We start from the raw sequence: 15,337 nt of genomic DNA, 5'->3' as shown, positions 1-15,337 counted from the left end.
TGAAAAGGAGGACTTGTATATGGCGATTAAATATGACTTGATTATTATTGGGGCAGGGCCGGGCGGATATACGGCTGCTCTTAAAGCGGCGGGCTTCGGCATGAAGGTTGCTGTAATAGAGAAGGAAAAGCTGGGCGGGGTGTGTTTGAACCGCGGCTGCATTCCTACAAAAGCTTTGCTCCATGCCTCCAGCATTTTTTCCATGCTTCAGACATGTGATGATTTTGGTGTATCAACGGACTTCATCTCATTTGACTTTGGAAAGATACAGGATTATAAAAAACGTGCGGTGAAGAAGTACAGGGATGAGATTCATCATCTGTTTGAGAAGAATCACATCGATTTAATAACCGGAACTGCGACGATTCGAAGGAATAAAACGGTTGAAGTCAGAAGTGTGGATGGAAAAGACTATTATGAAGCAGATTATATAATAATCGCTACCGGCGCAAAGCCATCCAGCATTCCGGTTCCGGGAGCGGACCTTCCGGGAGTGTTAAACAGCGACCGGCTGCTGGCCGCTACCAATTGGAATTTTGACCGCTTAACGATAATCGGCGGCGGGGTGATCGGCGTGGAATTCGCCACCATTTTTAATTCGCTCTGCTCGAAAGTGACCATTATAGAAAAGGGAAGTCATTTGCTGGGGCCTATGGATGAAGTCGTGGCAAAGGAACTGGAAAAGGAACTGAGGGAAAAAGGGATCACGATTTACTGTGGTGCAAAAGTGAAAGAGATCACGGAAGAAGAGGGACTGGCTTGTCATATTCAGTATGAAGGCCAGGAACTCAGCATAAAATCGGGGCAGATTCTTATGTCGGTAGGCAGAACTCCCTGCATGGATGAGCTGTTCGGAGCGGATGTCCGGTTTGAGATGAAGGATAACCGGCTGGCAGTGGATTCTGAATTTATGACAAGTGAATCAGGTATCTATGCAATTGGAGATGTGATCGCACCCATTCAGCTGGCCCACGTGGCAGCAGCGCAGGGAACCTATGTGGTGGAGAAGATCGCAGGAAAGTCCCACAGCATCCGTCTGTCGGTAGTTCCAAACGGAATGTTTGCCAGACTGCCCATCGTGCCAAACTGCATTTACACGGACCCTGAGATCGCTACGGTCGGAATCACGGAAGAGACTGCAAAGGCGCTGGGGATGAAGGTGCGCTGCGGAAAGTATTCTATGGACGGAAATGGTAAATCCATCATTTCCAGAGAGGAAAATGGTTTCATCCGCCTGGTTTTTGAAGCGTATTCCAACAACATCGTGGGAGCTCAGATCGTGTGTCCGAGGGCGACGGATATGATCGGAGAGATGGCAACTGCCATCGCAAACGGCCTGACGGCACAGCAGCTTTCCATGGCTATGCGCGCTCATCCGACTTACAGCGAGGGAATAGCGGCGGCGATCGAGGATGCCATGAGAGAAGGAGAGGATCAGGATTGAAGATAGCGGCATTTAACTGCAGAAAAGATGAGCTTGAATTTTTTGAATCATTTGGAAAAAAATATGGGGTGGAGATTATTACCTGCCCATACAGCCCGTCCGGGAGGAATTTGGAATTTGCCAAAGGATGCCAGGCGGTGAGCACAATTACAACGCCTATCGATGGGGCGACGGTTGAAACGTTTCATGAGCTTGGTGTGAAGGTCATTTCTACCAGAACGGTTGGTTTTGAACATATTGACTGCAAGCGGGCTTCGGAACTGGGGATTGTGGTGTCCAATGTGGGATATTCCGCACATACGGTTGCAGAATATGCGGTGATGAGCATTTTAATGGCTATCCGGAAAATGAAAGCGATCATGACACGGTATATCGGCCAGGATTACGGACTGGAAGAAATCCGCGGCCGGGAGCTTTGTTCCATGACGGTTGGGGTTATCGGAACCGGCCGGATCGGCGAGACGGTAATCCGCAATCTGAGCGGTTTCGGGTGCAGGATTCTGGCCTATGACCTGTATCAGAAAGATAGTGTAAAACAGTATGCTGAATATGTTTCGCTGGAAGAATTATGGAAACAGTGTGACGTGCTCACTCTCCATACTCCGGCTACGGAGGAAACCTATCATCTGATCCGAAAAGAGACCATCAGCCAGATGAAGGACAAGGTTGTGATTGTCAATACGGCGAGAGGCGTTCTCATTCACACTAAAGACCTGATCGAGGCTTTGGAGTCCGGAAAGGTGGGGGCAGCAGCCCTGGATGTAATAGAAAATGAAGGAAAGATCTATTATAAAGATTTTAAATATAAACCGGTAGGGCATCACGAAATGGCTGTCTTAAATGCGATGCCAAATGTTTTAATGACGCCTCACACCGCATTTTTTACGGATAAGGCGGTGGGAGATATGGTGGAGCTGTCCATCAAGAGCTGTGTGGATACTATAAATGGCGGGGAGAATCCCTGGAGGGTAAATTAAATGGAAGTAACAAAACGGATTGAACGCTTGAAATCACTGATGGAAAAACGCGGCATAGATGCCTATCTGATTCCCACGTCTGATTTTCATGAGTCCGAGTATGTGGGAGATTATTTTAAATGCCGTGAGTATATGACTGGATTTACCGGGTCTGCAGGAACAGCGGTTGTGACGAAAACGGAAGTCCGCTTATGGACCGACGGCAGGTATTTTGTGCAGGCGGCCAAAGAACTGGAAGGCAGCGGCATCATATTGGAAAAAATGGGGCAGCCTGAAGTTCCCACCGTGGAAGAGTATTTGGAACAGGTCATGCCGGAACAGGGAGTGCTGGGATTTGACGGAAGAGTGGTCAACTGTGGTATGGGAGAAACTCTTGCGGAGGCGCTGGAAGAGAAAAAGGTAACATTTTCTTTTGAAGAAGACCTGGTGGGCATGATCTGGGAAGACCGTCCTGAGCTCAGCTCGCAGCCGGTATGGATTTTGGAAGAAGCTTATGCGGGAAAACCGGCGGCAGAAAAGATTGCGGAGCTTAGAGATGAGATGAAAAAGGCCAAGGCCACACTGCATATTCTTACAACTCTGGATGATATCGTGTGGCTTCTTAATATCAGGGGAAATGACGTTCCATGTAATCCGGTTGTGTTATCATATGCCGCAGTTACTCAAAGCGAGGTGATTCTGTTCATCCAGGAACAGGTATTAAATCACGAAGTCCGCAGTTATCTGTCCAACCTGGGTGTTGTGGTAAGGCCATATGAGGAAGTCTATGAGTTTGTAAAATCGTGCCGCAATCAATCGGTTCTTCTGGAAAAGGGGAAAACCAATTTTGCGGTCTGTAACCTGCTGGATTCCTCTAACCGTGTAATTGACAGCATGAATCCAACGGTCATGGCAAAAGCGGTCAAGAATCCTGTGGAAATTGCCAATATGAAAAAAGCTCATATAAAAGACGGCGTTGCCATGACAAAATTCATCTGCTGGCTGAAAAAGAACATCGGCGTGATTCCAATGGACGAAGTGAGCGTATCCGATTATCTGGAAATGCTGAGAAAGGACCAGGGATGTCTGGATCTGAGCTTTTCCACCATTTCTGCATACGGAGCCAATGCGGCCATGTGCCATTATCATGCAGAAAAGGAAAGCTGCGCGGAGCTGAAGCCAAAGGGGCTTTATCTGGTGGATTCCGGCGGCCAGTATTATGAGGGAACTACAGATATTACCAGAACGGTCGCTTTGGGGCCGGTGAGCGATGAGGAACGGAAGCATTTTACTCTGGTCGCTATGAGCATGTTGCGTTTGGGCGGAGTGAAATTTATGCATGGATGCAGGGGACTGAACCTGGATTATGTGGCCCGGGAGCCGCTTTGGAGAGAAGGGCTGAATTTCGACCACGGCACCGGTCATGGCATCGGCTATCTGCTCAATGTCCACGAGCGCCCCAACGGAATCCGCTGGAAGATGGTGCCTGAACGCCAGGACAGCTGCGTGATCGAACCGGGGATGATCTGCTCCGATGAACCGGGCATTTATATAGAAGGAAGTCACGGAATCCGCACGGAGAATCTGATCCTCTGCGTGGAGGATGAGGAAAATGCATTTGGAAAGTTCTTGAAATTCGAATATCTGACCTATGTGCCGATTGATTTGGATGTGATCGATAAGAATCTGATGGATAAACGGGATATTGAACTGCTGAATTCGTATCATAAGGCGGTTTATGAAAAGATTGCGCCTTATCTGACGGAAGAAGAGGCCCAATGGCTGAAAGTGAATACCAGGGAGATATAAAAAATGGGGCTGCGGTGCAGCCCTGTTTTTGTAACAGCCTTCCGATAATTGCGCCTGCTCCGGCAGTTTCCATGGGCGTGCCTATGACTTTGCAGGGTATTAGCGATTCTTAATGCGCAGAATTTTTCGTTCAAGGAACATGTCCACCTGTTTGAGTGAAACGAGTTTGGACGTGTTCCTTGGTTTTTAGAAAAATCCTGCACATTTAGAATCACTTATGCGCAAAAACGGAATAGAAACGCCCATGGAAACTGCCGGAGCAGGCGCAATTATCGGAATGCTGTTACCTGTTTTTTAATATCACGAGGAAAGGAATTGCACTTACCGTCGGAATCGCTTATAATTATCAGACTGAAGGGCAGCAGGATGCTGCTTTTTGTGAGCTCAGAAGGGTTAATAACGTAAAAATAGAGATAATGGGAGAATCGAATATGGATGAGAAGAAGAAAAAAAGCAAATGCCCTGTATCAAAACAGTGCGGAGGTTGTCAGTATCTGGACATGCCTTATGAAAAACAGTTGGCGTTAAAGCAGGAAATGTTGGAAAAGCTTTTGAAAAAGCATTGTAAAGTAAATAAGATTATCGGGATGAAGAACCCATATTTTTATAGAAACAAGGTACATGCCGTATTCGGTCATGCGAAAGGAAACGTGATTTCCGGCGTTTATAAGGAAGGAACCCATATCCTCGTTCCCGTGGAAAAATGCTGGATTGAAGATGAAAAAGCAGATGAAATCATCGGTACAATACGCGGAATGCTGAAATCATTTAAAATCAGAACTTATGATGAGGACAGCGGCTACGGTCTCCTCCGCCATGTCCTTGTAAAGCGAGGATTTGCAACGGGCGAGATCATGGTAGTCCTCGTTACCGCATCCCCTATATTTCCATCTAAAAATAATTTTGTGAAGGCGCTCAGGGAAAAACATCCTGAAATAACCACAATCATACAGAATGTAAACGACAGAAATACCAGCATGGTGCTGGGAGATAAAGAAAAGACGCTTTTTGGAAAAGGATATATTGAGGACGTGCTGTGCGGCTGCCGTTTCCGGATCTCCTCCAAGTCCTTTTACCAGATCAACCCGGTTCAGACGGAAGTACTTTATGAAAAAGCCATCCAGCTGGCCGGACTGACCGGGAAGGAGCGGGTGATCGATGCATACTGCGGAATTGGCACAATTGGAATCGTGGCAAGCAAAAAGGCCGGACAGGTGATCGGAGTGGAGCTAAACCGGGATGCGGTTAAGGATGCGGTCGAGAATGCCAAATGCAATGGGATCAAGAATATCCAGTTTTATTGTAACGATGCAGGTAAATTCATGACAAATATGGCGGAACGCGGGGAAAAGGCGGACGTCGTATTTCTTGACCCGCCAAGAAGCGGAAGTACGGAAGAATTTATTGATTCTGTAGCGAAGATGGGGCCTGAAAAAGTGGTGTATATATCCTGTGGGCCGGAGACATTGGAGAGGGATTTGAGGTATTTTGAGAAGAAAGGATTTGTGGCGAAGGAGGCTTGGGGGGTGGATTTGTTCCCGATGACGCCTCATTGCGAGGTTTGTGTCGAATTGTGTCGAATGACAAAATAATGCATTGTACGATTGTTGAAAAATGCAAACAAATAATTACCTATATTTGTGGGAGGAGAAAGAAAATGAAACCAATTAGTATTTCGGAACAATTGCTTTATAATACAGTGCGATTAGAATGTACTGACGGATCATCAGGAACAGGATTTTTCTTCAATTTTAAATTTGGAGAGTATATAGTACCTGCAATTGTTACAAATAAGCATGTTGTGAACAATAATCCAGATGAACCGATGAAATTTTTATTGCATTTAAGGGAGGGGAATGAAGCTTCACAAGACAATTTTGATGTGACGTTTCATAGTAAATGGATATTTCACCCTACTCATGATATATGCTGCACACTTGTTAATCCGTTGTTCCAAGAGGTAAAAGAAAGAACTGGAAAAGAGGTGTTCTATATCGCAAATGAAGAAACATTGATTTATGATATTTCTAAGCTAAATGAACTTGCAGCATTAGAAGAGGTGGTTATGGTCGGTTATCCCAATGGATTATGGGATGCAACACATAATTATCCTATCTTTAGAAAAGGATTTACAGCTGCCCATCCGGGATATGATTTTAATGAAAAAAGTATAGGTCTGGTCGATATGGCTTGTTTTCCAGGCTCGTCGGGTTCACCAATTTATATATTAGATGAAAATGGGTATTCAGATAAACAGGGGAATACATATTTAGGAGCGAAAAGAATTATCTTTTTAGGAATTCTATTTGCAGGGCCAACAATGAGTATCGAGGGAGATATTAATGTTATAGATATACCAATGAAACAAAAAATATATACAAGCGCACAAACAATGATTAATTTAGGGTACTATGTAAAGGCTCATGAAATAAAGGAGTTAAAAAAGATAATTGAACCACTAATTAGGTGTCAAATTAGATAATTAAATGTGATGGCGTGATGATAAAAAGGTTACGTCAAGGATTAACTGTGTTTTCCAGTAATCTTTTTCGCACACTCCACACATGTGGAGTCGGTGATAATGATGCAGAATTGTGGTTTGAAGAAAAAATAGAGTGTTAAACAACAATATATATTAGCTTTTGGGCGACAATCGAGCAAAATACAGGGCAAAAAATGGCCGTTTTTAGCTCTGATTTTTAGCCCCCTTCCATAGATGCAGGAAGGTATTTCAGTGATATATGGGAAAATTCAAGGTCAGCTGACGAAAAAATGGCTGGCCTTTTTTACGTAATATAAATGAAATTGGGTGATGGGATTTTGGCAGTGAAAAATGGATAAAAACAACACCATAAAAATGAAAAAGCATATGGAGGTAAAGAATGGGCTTCGGTGGTACATAGTTACCAACAGTTTTGCGAGCGAACAAACGTTCTTTTGGGACTTGCGTGATAGAGGCTGGTCCGATATAGCAGAGAGAAGAGGTAAGGATGTATATGTGTACGAGGAGGATGGAGAAATTCTGGGATTCATCGGAATGAATGCGGAATACATTGCCGGGATTTTTGTAGCGGCAGGACATAAGGGACAGGGAATCGGCCATTAGCTGATTTAAACGGTAAAAAAGAAGAGGCTGTCCATGCATGTGTTTGAAAATATGCCAATAAAACGTAACCGCAAGGGGGAATACAAGTTGTAGCCGGATGGTGAGAGTGTGTATACCTGTATGACCGCTGATTTCTTTCTGGATGAGGCAGATGAATGGCGTGAGGAAGCATGGGATATCATTCGCAGGCGCAGCGATTTGCATTTGGTTATTATTACCAAACGCACACACCGATTTGAGCTGGAATTACCGGGGGACTGGGGAAGCGGATATGAGAATGTGACAATCTGTTGTACCTGTGAGAACCAGAACCGGGCTGACTACCGTCTTCCTCTGTTTCTGAATTTGCCGATCAAACATCGGACTGTAATTCATGAGCCGATGCTGGAACAGATTGATATTCGGAAGTATTTGGCCACGGGGAAGATACAAGGGGTTACTTGCGGAGGAGAGTCCGGGCCGGACGCAAGAATCTGCGACTTCGCCTGGATACTTGATTCCATGGAACAGTGTGTGGAATATGATGTACCTTTCTGGTTTAAGCAGACTGGGGCAAGGTTCAAGAAGGGGAGTAAGGTGTATTTGATAGATCGGAAGGATCAGATGAGTCAGGCGCAGAAGGCCGGAGTAAATTATAGATACTGAATATTATATTCAAGTGTTATTGTGGATGAAAAATTTAAGATATAAATATATCAAAAATGTGTGCATTTATTGAATAATTGATGTTAAGATATATATGGGCATATCTTGAGGAAAAGACAGCCACAGGAGCGTGTTTGCATGGATGATTGGCTGTCTGAATGAAAACTGAATGCCAATGTAATTTGAAGGCATATTGCTTAGCAGATTCAATATATTCCTTAAATCAGAAGTTTGATGGGAGATACACTATGAAAAAGCATCTATTTTTAATTGGTGGTGCAAGCGGATGTGGCAAATCTGCAATCTGCCAAATGTTAGCGGGAACAATGGACAAGGTTATTTGTTTGGATGGCGATTCTTTATGGCATCCCCAAATATTCAATATGGAAAATACGGGGCAATTCTATGACCTGTGGTTCAAATTGGCAAACGACATTACAAACAACGGTGTGTCTGTGGCTATCTTTCATGCAGGTCTCGGTTTGCCGGAAAACTTGACTTCATTTGCAATAGATACCTTTGATGTTCATTTCTTAACTCTCTATTGTTCCAATGAAGAACTGGAATCCAGATTACTTTCAAGACCCGAATGGAAGAATGCAGGTGAAAGGGCGTATGGTTTTATAAATGCGATGAAAGGAATGAATATGAAGTATCAACATTTATTAATTGAGAATAAAATTGATACTTCTGATATTTCACTTTCCGAGAGTTCTTCTAAAGTTAAAGAGTGGATTTTGTCTTGTATGTAAAATCCTATTTATTGGGGTGATGAATCGGGATTATATTAAGTTATGTGGGGGTGCGGTTAATGGAACAACGACATAAATGTAAATGTTGTGGTTACTATACTCTTGTTGGGACAGTGGAAGAAATTGGATGGGATATATGTCCTGTTTGTTTTTGGGAAAATGATGTGTTTGAAGAAAATTCAGAAGCGTATAGTGGAGCAAATCATATGACACTGGCTCAAGGACGTGAAAATTACAAAAAATATTCTGCATGTGACCTTAAAAGTTTACCTCATGTTCGGCTGCCATTGCCCCAAGAATTTCCAGAGAATAATAAATAATTTTAATAAGATAGATCGTTGTTTATAGGGGATCTGAATAGCGCGGTAAATCGGAATTGTTTGCGATAAAGGTGGTGTTATGCATGGACACAAATCAAGTGGAGGAAATTTTCAGAAGAAATCATGTCGATTTTCAGCAAATAGATATAGCTAAAATCCCATGTTTAATGTCGCTCCCAGACAATGTAAAAGAATACTTGAAATGTATGGGAAAGACAATCAAATGGCATGTAACACAATTCTGTGGCAGATAAAAAGTGTGGATAATGACATGGACGGCTTTTCCGTATTATTTTACCGGGGGCATTTGGATTTTTTGGCATATCCCTCTTTTCTTTATTCCTGGGACAAATCATAAATATGGGCTAATTAACTTTGGGATGTTTGCTGTTCAGTGTATAGCTTTGCGATTTTTCTTTGGAGCAGTCTACAAAGGATCAGGGAAAAGCTACATATTTATGTGTGTGCTGTTTCACACAATGTTTATTGCAGCGTCCACTGTCTTTGGAACGATAACGATGAACTGGACGGGTACGATTGTTGCAAATGCCGCGACTATTTTTGTTTCTATAACAACCATTAAGATATTACCAGACGGTTAAATAGAACATAAAATCGGAATTTTTTAAGGAGGCAATAAGTATGGATAATCTTGCCATTCATTTTCTTAATGGTGATGAGCAACTGGTCACGCAAGAAGCAGTAAATAAATTGATTTTCAATATTCGTAACAATCAGATTTCAAATGCGTGGCTGGCTTTGGATGAATATGGTGAGGAGGACTTTCTCTCTGTAGATATTGCGAATAGATGGGTGGCACTTGCCTTTAATACATGGGACGAGAATGGGATTGCTCATATGTATCAGCCAATTAATCCGAAGTATGAGGACTCCCAAGAGGATGCGCCTGTAAATATTGGAAGTCAAACGCCAGTTTTAAAGCGAAATGCGATAGATAATTTAGATTTGGCAGCAGAATGTGTCCTGCATTTTGCCAAAACCGGAGAGTTGTATCCAAATTTAAAGTGGGAAGAAGCAGAATAAAACATTCCCCAACTTCCAGTTTATAGGGAAGCTGAACAGTGCAGCAAAATCGGAATTTGGAGGACAAAAGTGCAATTTATCATAGATAAATTAGAGTATCAGGAAATACTTCTGATTGTTACGGGAAATACTGACATTGGAACAATTAAAGGTATTTGTAGGCATATGTGAAGAAAGGGATAATCAGGTCTACTATGTACGCTTTGATACTGACTGGCTAGATATGCTTGATATTGACGTAATAGCTTCGGAAAAGAAAAAAGGGGATTATATTTCATTTTCTGCTAACTGGCATGATATAGGAATATATTCTTATGATTTATAAAGGCAGACATATTTCCTGTAACTTTGTAGTTGACGTATATGCTGACCCATATGAAACAGCCGATTTCACCGTAGACGTTTGGCTGTGCTACGAGTGATAGGACCAGCGAAAAATCAACTTTGGGTTTACCGGGAAGTTGAACAGGGCGTAAAATCGGAATTGTGAGGGAAACTATATGATTATGACTTATGATTTTATATTGAAAGCAAAATACAATAAAGATTTTCGTTTACAACTAGATAAAGCTATTTTAAGTGATTTGAATAGTGAAATTTGTACAGATATACATAGATTAACCTTTTTGCCGAAATCACAGATTGTAATCGTTACAGCTAAATCAGAGACAAGCGCCTTTAGAAATAAAATCATTCCTAAAAAAATCACTTATCGAGCACTAACGAAAATGCTTGAGGGTAATTGGAATGATATTGCCCCTGGTGATATTACAGATACATGACAGTTCTTAGTTTACTGAAAAGTTGAATAAAGCGAGAAAATCGGAATTTGTACAAAGAAGGTGGTGAAAGAAAGTGCTAATTAGCGATAATGCCGAATATAACGCTATTTGGAATAAAGTCTATGATAAGTTGAATTTTAAGCCGTCTTGTGAATATAGAGGTCATTCTTTAGAAGGCACATTGCCATTTGAAATAGCTTCTCCATACTCAATTTATGCAATAGAAAATATGAATGAGAGCCAAATTGACCAAATGGACGATTTAATCAGAAAATGTCTGATTTGTTGCACATCAGATGATAGAAAATGGTATGCGTTAGACTGGCACCACAGTGCGTTTGTATTCAGTCCATATAATATTCAAGAACAACAAGATACATGGGTTAATGATGAGAGATATTCAGGAGGCGGATATAATGCCTTTTTCCCATCATTTTATCCGGATGGGGATTACTATTTTTTTATCGATGAAAAATTCGAAAACGGGTATTTAGGTCATCCGTGGAGACAAGAAGTTTGGCTGTTCGGTTCAGTATTGCAGAATGAAGTTAAAAAAATATATACAGAATTAGGTTGGAAACCCATAAAATAAATTCAAATTTGTTGAGCTATGTATAAATACATAGGAAGCTGACATAATGCTGGATTCTGAATATTTCGAAATGGGTTATCATCAAAGGAGAAAGGTGGTAGAATGACTTTTTTTGAAGATGAGCTGCTATAATGATAAGGTGACTTTTTTCCTCGATGTGTTATGTAAAGGTCGGGAGCTATATTCGGATGCGCATGCAGTTAGAAGGGGATGGAAGATATCGTTATAATGGTATAAAAATGACGATGATCAATTATCGTGAAGCAGAGGTTGATAATTATACTTTGAGGTTTAAAGATGTATTAGGAGTTGAAAAAAATGATAATCCTTTGTTTAGAGATGGATTGGTACCACACATATGGAATGAAAGAAGTAAATGGGAATGGTACATTTACAAGCCGGAGCCAGAAGATTATCAGAAATTAGCTAAGGGGATAGACAATTATGCAACATTATTTCAAGAGCCGACCGTGGAACAGGGATAGCAACTTCATCAATAGTGTGAGTGAATGAAAATACTTAGTTAAAGTATTTTTAATGGATCACGATATATTTGTTTTGATGCTGAATTGCCACTGAAGTGTGGTATCAAGAATTTTATTGTTGGCAGTAAGGGGCCAGCAAAGGACATATCTAAAAAAGCGCTTCTGGAAAAAACGGGAGTCGTCAGTTCTATAAAATCATGTTATAATTTTGTGGAGGATCATCACATCAACCGGTCTACAAATAGAAAGGTTGATTCGTTATTTAGAGTGGATTATGGCGTTTACGCAAAGGCCCTTTTGAGCTTTTTGGAAATCAGAATCACACACTCCAGACACTGCGAGTCCATAGTCCTGTTGCAGCGTGTTGGAATGGAAAAAGGGAAAAAATTACGGGGAAAAAATGAGGATATAAAAGAATTGTATTTAGTGTAAACGGTGTTAGGATATGATTGATTCGAAGCCAACACATGATTTTTTACCTGTTCCTGTGGAGCCGTTGATAGAGGAATAGGCAGGATAGAAAAAATGAAAATCTTAATTTAAACGTGAGGACGATGAGGTCTTTGCGTCTTTTTTGTTGATTGGAGGTTTTGTGACCTTGCAAGAAGAATTAGAATGATACCTGAGCACACAAAGAAATATCAAATTATAATGATTGGCAATTTGTTGGTGTTTATTATGATTATGGAAAGAGCGGGCTACGAAAAAGAGATGTACCAGGTTGGAGCGGATGATCAGGCAGGCGGATAAGGGAGAAATGGATTAAATACTTACTAAATCGGTAAGCAGAGTGTTGAGAGATACGCTGGAATTATTAAACATAATCAGATATTTAAAAGAAAGAGGTATCAGTATGTATTTTGAAGATGAAATATTGTCTGGAGATGTGGAACAAGAATGAAAAGGGAAGGAGGCTTGCAGATATTTTCCTACTTTGAGGATGAATAGAGCAAATACGAATGCTGTGATATTCGTGAACAGTACCGCATCATAGCGTATGAATTTTGAAGACCGAAAAGCGGTGGTGGGTTTAAACTTAATGGAATTCGTACAATGAAAATCGGAATATTAAAAGCAAAAATATAAAAATATCCTTGCGTATTATTCCGAAAATTGTGTATAATAAAGGATATCATAATAGTAGTATAAGAGGAGGTGGATCTTTTGGAATATATGAGCGTACAGGAAGCAGCAAACAGATGGGGGATTTCGGACCGCCGAGTTCGAGTATTATGCAATGAAAATATAATTCCGGGAATTATTCGTAAAGGACGATCATATAGGATTCCGGTAGATGCTATTAAGCCTGTAGATGGTCGGAAAAATAGGAATAAACAAATACCGAAACAATTCATACCACTTTTTTCAAGAATTGATGCTCTTAAGGATGAATTAAATAATCATCGTCCTCTGACACAAGGAGAGATTCAACGTTTGCGTGAGGAATTTCTTATTGAGTATACCTATAACTCGAATGCTATTGAGGGTAATACGCTTACTCTGCAGGAAACAGCAATGGTATTAGAAGGTATCACTATAGATAAAAAGCCGTTGAAGGATCATCTTGAAGCTGTTGGACATCGTGACGCATTTTTGTATGTACAGGACATAGTAAAGGATAACACACCATTTACTGAGTATATTATAAAACAAATTCACACGTTGGTTCTAATGGATCGTCCAGAAGATAGAGGCATCTATCGCCGGATACCAGTTCGAATTATGGGGGCTTTTCATGTGCCGCCAGAGCCGGTATTAGTGCCTGAATTAATTGAAAAGTTAGTGAGAGACTTTGACCACACTAAGATGCATCCGATTGAGAGGGCAGCTATGTTTCATTTGGAATTTGAAGGTATTCACCCATTTGTGGATGGGAATGGACGCACGGGCCGGTTAATACTTAATCTCTTTTTAATGCAGAATGGATATCCCCCAATCAATGTGAAATTTGCTGATCGAAAGCGATATTATGAGGCCTTTGATAGCTATTACCGTGACAAATCATCTACAGAAATGACGGCGTTGATAGCTGAATATTTGGAAGAACGTTTACAAAACATCCTGACATATTTCGAATAGCAATTAAATAATGATGTACTTAGGTAAAGCATGAGTTCGATATTTGGAAATAATAAATACACCTTCCAGACATTATGAGGTCCGTGTAGAATCTTATCAGAAACAAAATGGAATATTAAGATATTTTAGAATATAGAAAGAAGGGCGGAAATGGGAGATATAAATAAAGAAAGCTGTCAAGAAATAACTTCAGATGAACAAGAACTTACTAATGATGACAAAAAAGAATTTGGAAGCATTACAAAAACTTTGAAAGAAAAGCAAAAAAATATTTTATCAACCTTAAAAGATAGTCGCAGCAAAAATACAATTGATACACTATGGTTTATTTGGTGGAGTATAGTTTTTGGTGGGGGATTATATGTAAGTTAAAAGATCTATATAAAAATCATAAGATAAAAGTTGATTCAAAATTTGAATTAAGTATAATTGAAGATGATATTTTTTTGGAAGAAATTAAAGGGTTAAGTAACGAAGAAAAAGCTTTGAAACAGCTATCCAAAAAACAAGCAGATATAGAAAAATATCTCACTCTTAATCTGGCTCATACAAAAATAATATTTGCGATAGGGGTATTTATTATATTTATTGGAATAGGCATAATAGCTAGTACTATTATCTCTATATTTTTAAATGAAAATTCAGTACAATTAATCGTAATAGTCTCAGGTTTTCTTGGCGGATTATTAGTAGATGCAGTTGGCGCAGTATTTATTTTAATGTACACTAAAACAGTTGAGTCTGCAAATAAATTTCAATCCAATATGGTAGAGACGGCAAATACATATCTGGGAAATGTTTTAGTATCCCAAATAGCAAATAATGAGTTAAGAGAACAAACGTTATCAATAATGGCTAGGGAACTAGTGCAGGCTGATCGAGTTCTTGATAATTAAATCAGTGTAGAGAAGGAGTATCAGGATTCAATAAATTTGCTGGAACAAAAGTCGGATAGGAGTTGAAAAGATGCTTTAATTGGCGGTGTAAATAAATTTAGATAAGAAAAACTTCGTTAAGGTTCAACCACGTCTTACAGGAATCTGTAACATCAACTTCATTTATTGTGAGAGTTATATATGGGGAAAATTCTAGGTTAGCCGACTAAAAATTGGCTGACCTTTTTACATATAATATCGAACTGCACTATCCATCAGCCCGCATTTTCAAAATGACTCTTATAAAGTGTAGCATAGAAGTCATTTTGTGCGATTAACTGTATATGGCTGCCCCGCTTCCTACCTGCGATTGTCGCCTCTCAAGGTCATACCGCCCCGAAATACGGCAGTGGCAATAAATTCAAGCTGCCTTAAAAACGGAGGGCGG

The 15,337-nt window shown here is 40.6% G+C and carries 18 protein-coding genes and 1 pseudogene; all 19 read left to right on the top strand.

Translation table 11 applies throughout. The features are described 5' to 3' along the window. The first annotated feature begins 19 nt into the window (after window positions 1-19). The 19 genes and pseudogenes from lpdA (at window position 20) to C0033_RS07135 (ending at window position 14,910) form a co-directional block, all read left to right on the top strand. On the top strand, window positions 20-1,444 hold the full coding sequence (gene lpdA / locus C0033_RS07225; protein WP_103227198.1) for a dihydrolipoyl dehydrogenase: 1,425 nt from the start codon (window positions 20-22) through the stop codon (window positions 1,442-1,444). Further along, window positions 1,441-2,421 carry a D-isomer specific 2-hydroxyacid dehydrogenase family protein gene (locus tag C0033_RS07220; RefSeq protein WP_103227197.1) on the top strand — a complete coding sequence of 327 codons (981 nt, stop codon included), beginning with the start codon at window positions 1,441-1,443 and terminating at the stop codon, window positions 2,419-2,421. The genes lpdA and C0033_RS07220 overlap by 4 nt, the downstream gene beginning before the upstream one ends. Then, window positions 2,422-4,209 (top strand): aminopeptidase P family protein, encoded by a 1,788-nt coding sequence (locus C0033_RS07215; RefSeq protein ID WP_103227196.1) that lies wholly within the window; start codon window positions 2,422-2,424, stop codon window positions 4,207-4,209. Further along, window positions 4,179-4,322 (top strand): hypothetical protein, encoded by a 144-nt coding sequence (locus C0033_RS26900; protein ID WP_180994605.1) that lies wholly within the window; start codon window positions 4,179-4,181, stop codon window positions 4,320-4,322. The genes C0033_RS07215 and C0033_RS26900 overlap by 31 nt, the downstream gene beginning before the upstream one ends. 318 nt (window positions 4,323-4,640) lie before the next feature. Next, a complete protein-coding gene (gene rlmD / locus C0033_RS07210) occupies window positions 4,641-5,801 on the top strand; it encodes a 23S rRNA (uracil(1939)-C(5))-methyltransferase RlmD (RefSeq protein ID WP_347501055.1) in 1,161 nt (386 codons plus the stop codon). A gap of 65 nt (window positions 5,802-5,866) precedes the next feature. Further along, a complete protein-coding gene (locus tag C0033_RS07205; RefSeq protein ID WP_103227195.1) occupies window positions 5,867-6,691 on the top strand; it encodes a serine protease in 825 nt (274 codons plus the stop codon). A gap of 375 nt (window positions 6,692-7,066) precedes the next feature. Next, complete coding sequence (locus tag C0033_RS07200; protein WP_347501054.1) at window positions 7,067-7,315, top strand: GNAT family N-acetyltransferase; 249 nt, start codon at window positions 7,067-7,069, stop codon at window positions 7,313-7,315. Window positions 7,316-7,423: 108 nt separating this feature from the next. After that, entirely contained in the window at window positions 7,424-7,960 is a 537-nt protein-coding gene (locus C0033_RS07195; RefSeq protein ID WP_347501053.1) for a DUF5131 family protein, read from the top strand. Window positions 7,961-8,208: 248 nt separating this feature from the next. Further along, window positions 8,209-8,712: a zeta toxin family protein gene (locus tag C0033_RS07190; RefSeq protein ID WP_103227194.1), complete on the top strand. Its 504-nt coding sequence runs from the start codon at window positions 8,209-8,211 to the stop codon at window positions 8,710-8,712. A gap of 59 nt (window positions 8,713-8,771) precedes the next feature. Beyond that, window positions 8,772-9,032, top strand: a complete 261-nt coding sequence (locus tag C0033_RS07185; protein WP_103227193.1) for a CPCC family cysteine-rich protein — start codon at window positions 8,772-8,774, stop codon at window positions 9,030-9,032. A gap of 293 nt (window positions 9,033-9,325) precedes the next feature. Further along, window positions 9,326-9,634 (top strand): annotated as a pseudogene (locus C0033_RS27765) (CPBP family intramembrane glutamate endopeptidase); the annotation flags it as partial. Window positions 9,635-9,674: 40 nt separating this feature from the next. Continuing rightward, window positions 9,675-10,076: a hypothetical protein gene (locus tag C0033_RS07175; protein WP_103227192.1), complete on the top strand. Its 402-nt coding sequence runs from the start codon at window positions 9,675-9,677 to the stop codon at window positions 10,074-10,076. 136 nt (window positions 10,077-10,212) lie between these two features. After that, the gene (locus tag C0033_RS07170) at window positions 10,213-10,401 is read left to right on the top strand and encodes a hypothetical protein (protein ID WP_146043746.1); all 189 of its coding nucleotides are present in this window, start codon (window positions 10,213-10,215) and stop codon (window positions 10,399-10,401) included. Between the two features lie 175 nt (window positions 10,402-10,576). Continuing rightward, window positions 10,577-10,858 carry a hypothetical protein gene (locus C0033_RS07165; protein ID WP_103227190.1) on the top strand — a complete coding sequence of 94 codons (282 nt, stop codon included), beginning with the start codon at window positions 10,577-10,579 and terminating at the stop codon, window positions 10,856-10,858. 73 nt (window positions 10,859-10,931) lie between these two features. Beyond that, on the top strand, window positions 10,932-11,450 hold the full coding sequence (locus C0033_RS07160; protein ID WP_103227189.1) for a DUF2716 domain-containing protein: 519 nt from the start codon (window positions 10,932-10,934) through the stop codon (window positions 11,448-11,450). A gap of 188 nt (window positions 11,451-11,638) precedes the next feature. Beyond that, on the top strand, window positions 11,639-11,935 hold the full coding sequence (locus C0033_RS07155) for a hypothetical protein (protein WP_103227188.1): 297 nt from the start codon (window positions 11,639-11,641) through the stop codon (window positions 11,933-11,935). A gap of 1,164 nt (window positions 11,936-13,099) precedes the next feature. Then, window positions 13,100-14,014, top strand: a complete 915-nt coding sequence (locus C0033_RS07140) for a DNA-binding protein (protein WP_103227186.1) — start codon at window positions 13,100-13,102, stop codon at window positions 14,012-14,014. Between the two features lie 150 nt (window positions 14,015-14,164). Then, the gene (locus tag C0033_RS26720; protein WP_146043745.1) at window positions 14,165-14,386 is read left to right on the top strand and encodes a hypothetical protein; all 222 of its coding nucleotides are present in this window, start codon (window positions 14,165-14,167) and stop codon (window positions 14,384-14,386) included. Then, the gene (locus C0033_RS07135; protein WP_103227185.1) at window positions 14,335-14,910 is read left to right on the top strand and encodes a hypothetical protein; all 576 of its coding nucleotides are present in this window, start codon (window positions 14,335-14,337) and stop codon (window positions 14,908-14,910) included. The genes C0033_RS26720 and C0033_RS07135 overlap by 52 nt, the downstream gene beginning before the upstream one ends. Window positions 14,911-15,337: the final 427 nt, after the last annotated feature.

Source organism: Clostridium sp. chh4-2 (assembly GCF_002899675.1).
Lineage (GTDB): Bacteria > Bacillota > Clostridia > Lachnospirales > Lachnospiraceae > CHH4-2.
The sequence above is the reverse complement of the archived record's forward strand: the minus strand, read 5'-3'. Positions and strand labels throughout refer to the sequence as shown.

Coding starts and splice junctions, on each gene's coding strand:
- C0033_RS26900 (WP_180994605.1), top strand. CDS start 4,179: ATGGCTGAAAGTGAATACCAGGGAGATATAAAAAATGGGGCTGCGGTG.
- C0033_RS07190 (WP_103227194.1), top strand. CDS start 8,209: ATGAAAAAGCATCTATTTTTAATTGGTGGTGCAAGCGGATGTGGCAAA.
- C0033_RS07175 (WP_103227192.1), top strand. CDS start 9,675: ATGGATAATCTTGCCATTCATTTTCTTAATGGTGATGAGCAACTGGTC.
- C0033_RS07155 (WP_103227188.1), top strand. CDS start 11,639: ATGCGCATGCAGTTAGAAGGGGATGGAAGATATCGTTATAATGGTATA.
- C0033_RS07205 (WP_103227195.1), top strand. CDS start 5,867: ATGAAACCAATTAGTATTTCGGAACAATTGCTTTATAATACAGTGCGA.
- C0033_RS07200 (WP_347501054.1), top strand. CDS start 7,067: ATGAAAAAGCATATGGAGGTAAAGAATGGGCTTCGGTGGTACATAGTT.
- C0033_RS26720 (WP_146043745.1), top strand. CDS start 14,165: ATGGGAGATATAAATAAAGAAAGCTGTCAAGAAATAACTTCAGATGAA.
- rlmD (WP_347501055.1), top strand. CDS start 4,641: ATGGATGAGAAGAAGAAAAAAAGCAAATGCCCTGTATCAAAACAGTGC.
- C0033_RS07185 (WP_103227193.1), top strand. CDS start 8,772: ATGGAACAACGACATAAATGTAAATGTTGTGGTTACTATACTCTTGTT.
- C0033_RS07135 (WP_103227185.1), top strand. CDS start 14,335: ATGGTTTATTTGGTGGAGTATAGTTTTTGGTGGGGGATTATATGTAAG.
- lpdA (WP_103227198.1), top strand. CDS start 20: ATGGCGATTAAATATGACTTGATTATTATTGGGGCAGGGCCGGGCGGA.
- C0033_RS07215 (WP_103227196.1), top strand. CDS start 2,422: ATGGAAGTAACAAAACGGATTGAACGCTTGAAATCACTGATGGAAAAA.
- C0033_RS07165 (WP_103227190.1), top strand. CDS start 10,577: ATGATTATGACTTATGATTTTATATTGAAAGCAAAATACAATAAAGAT.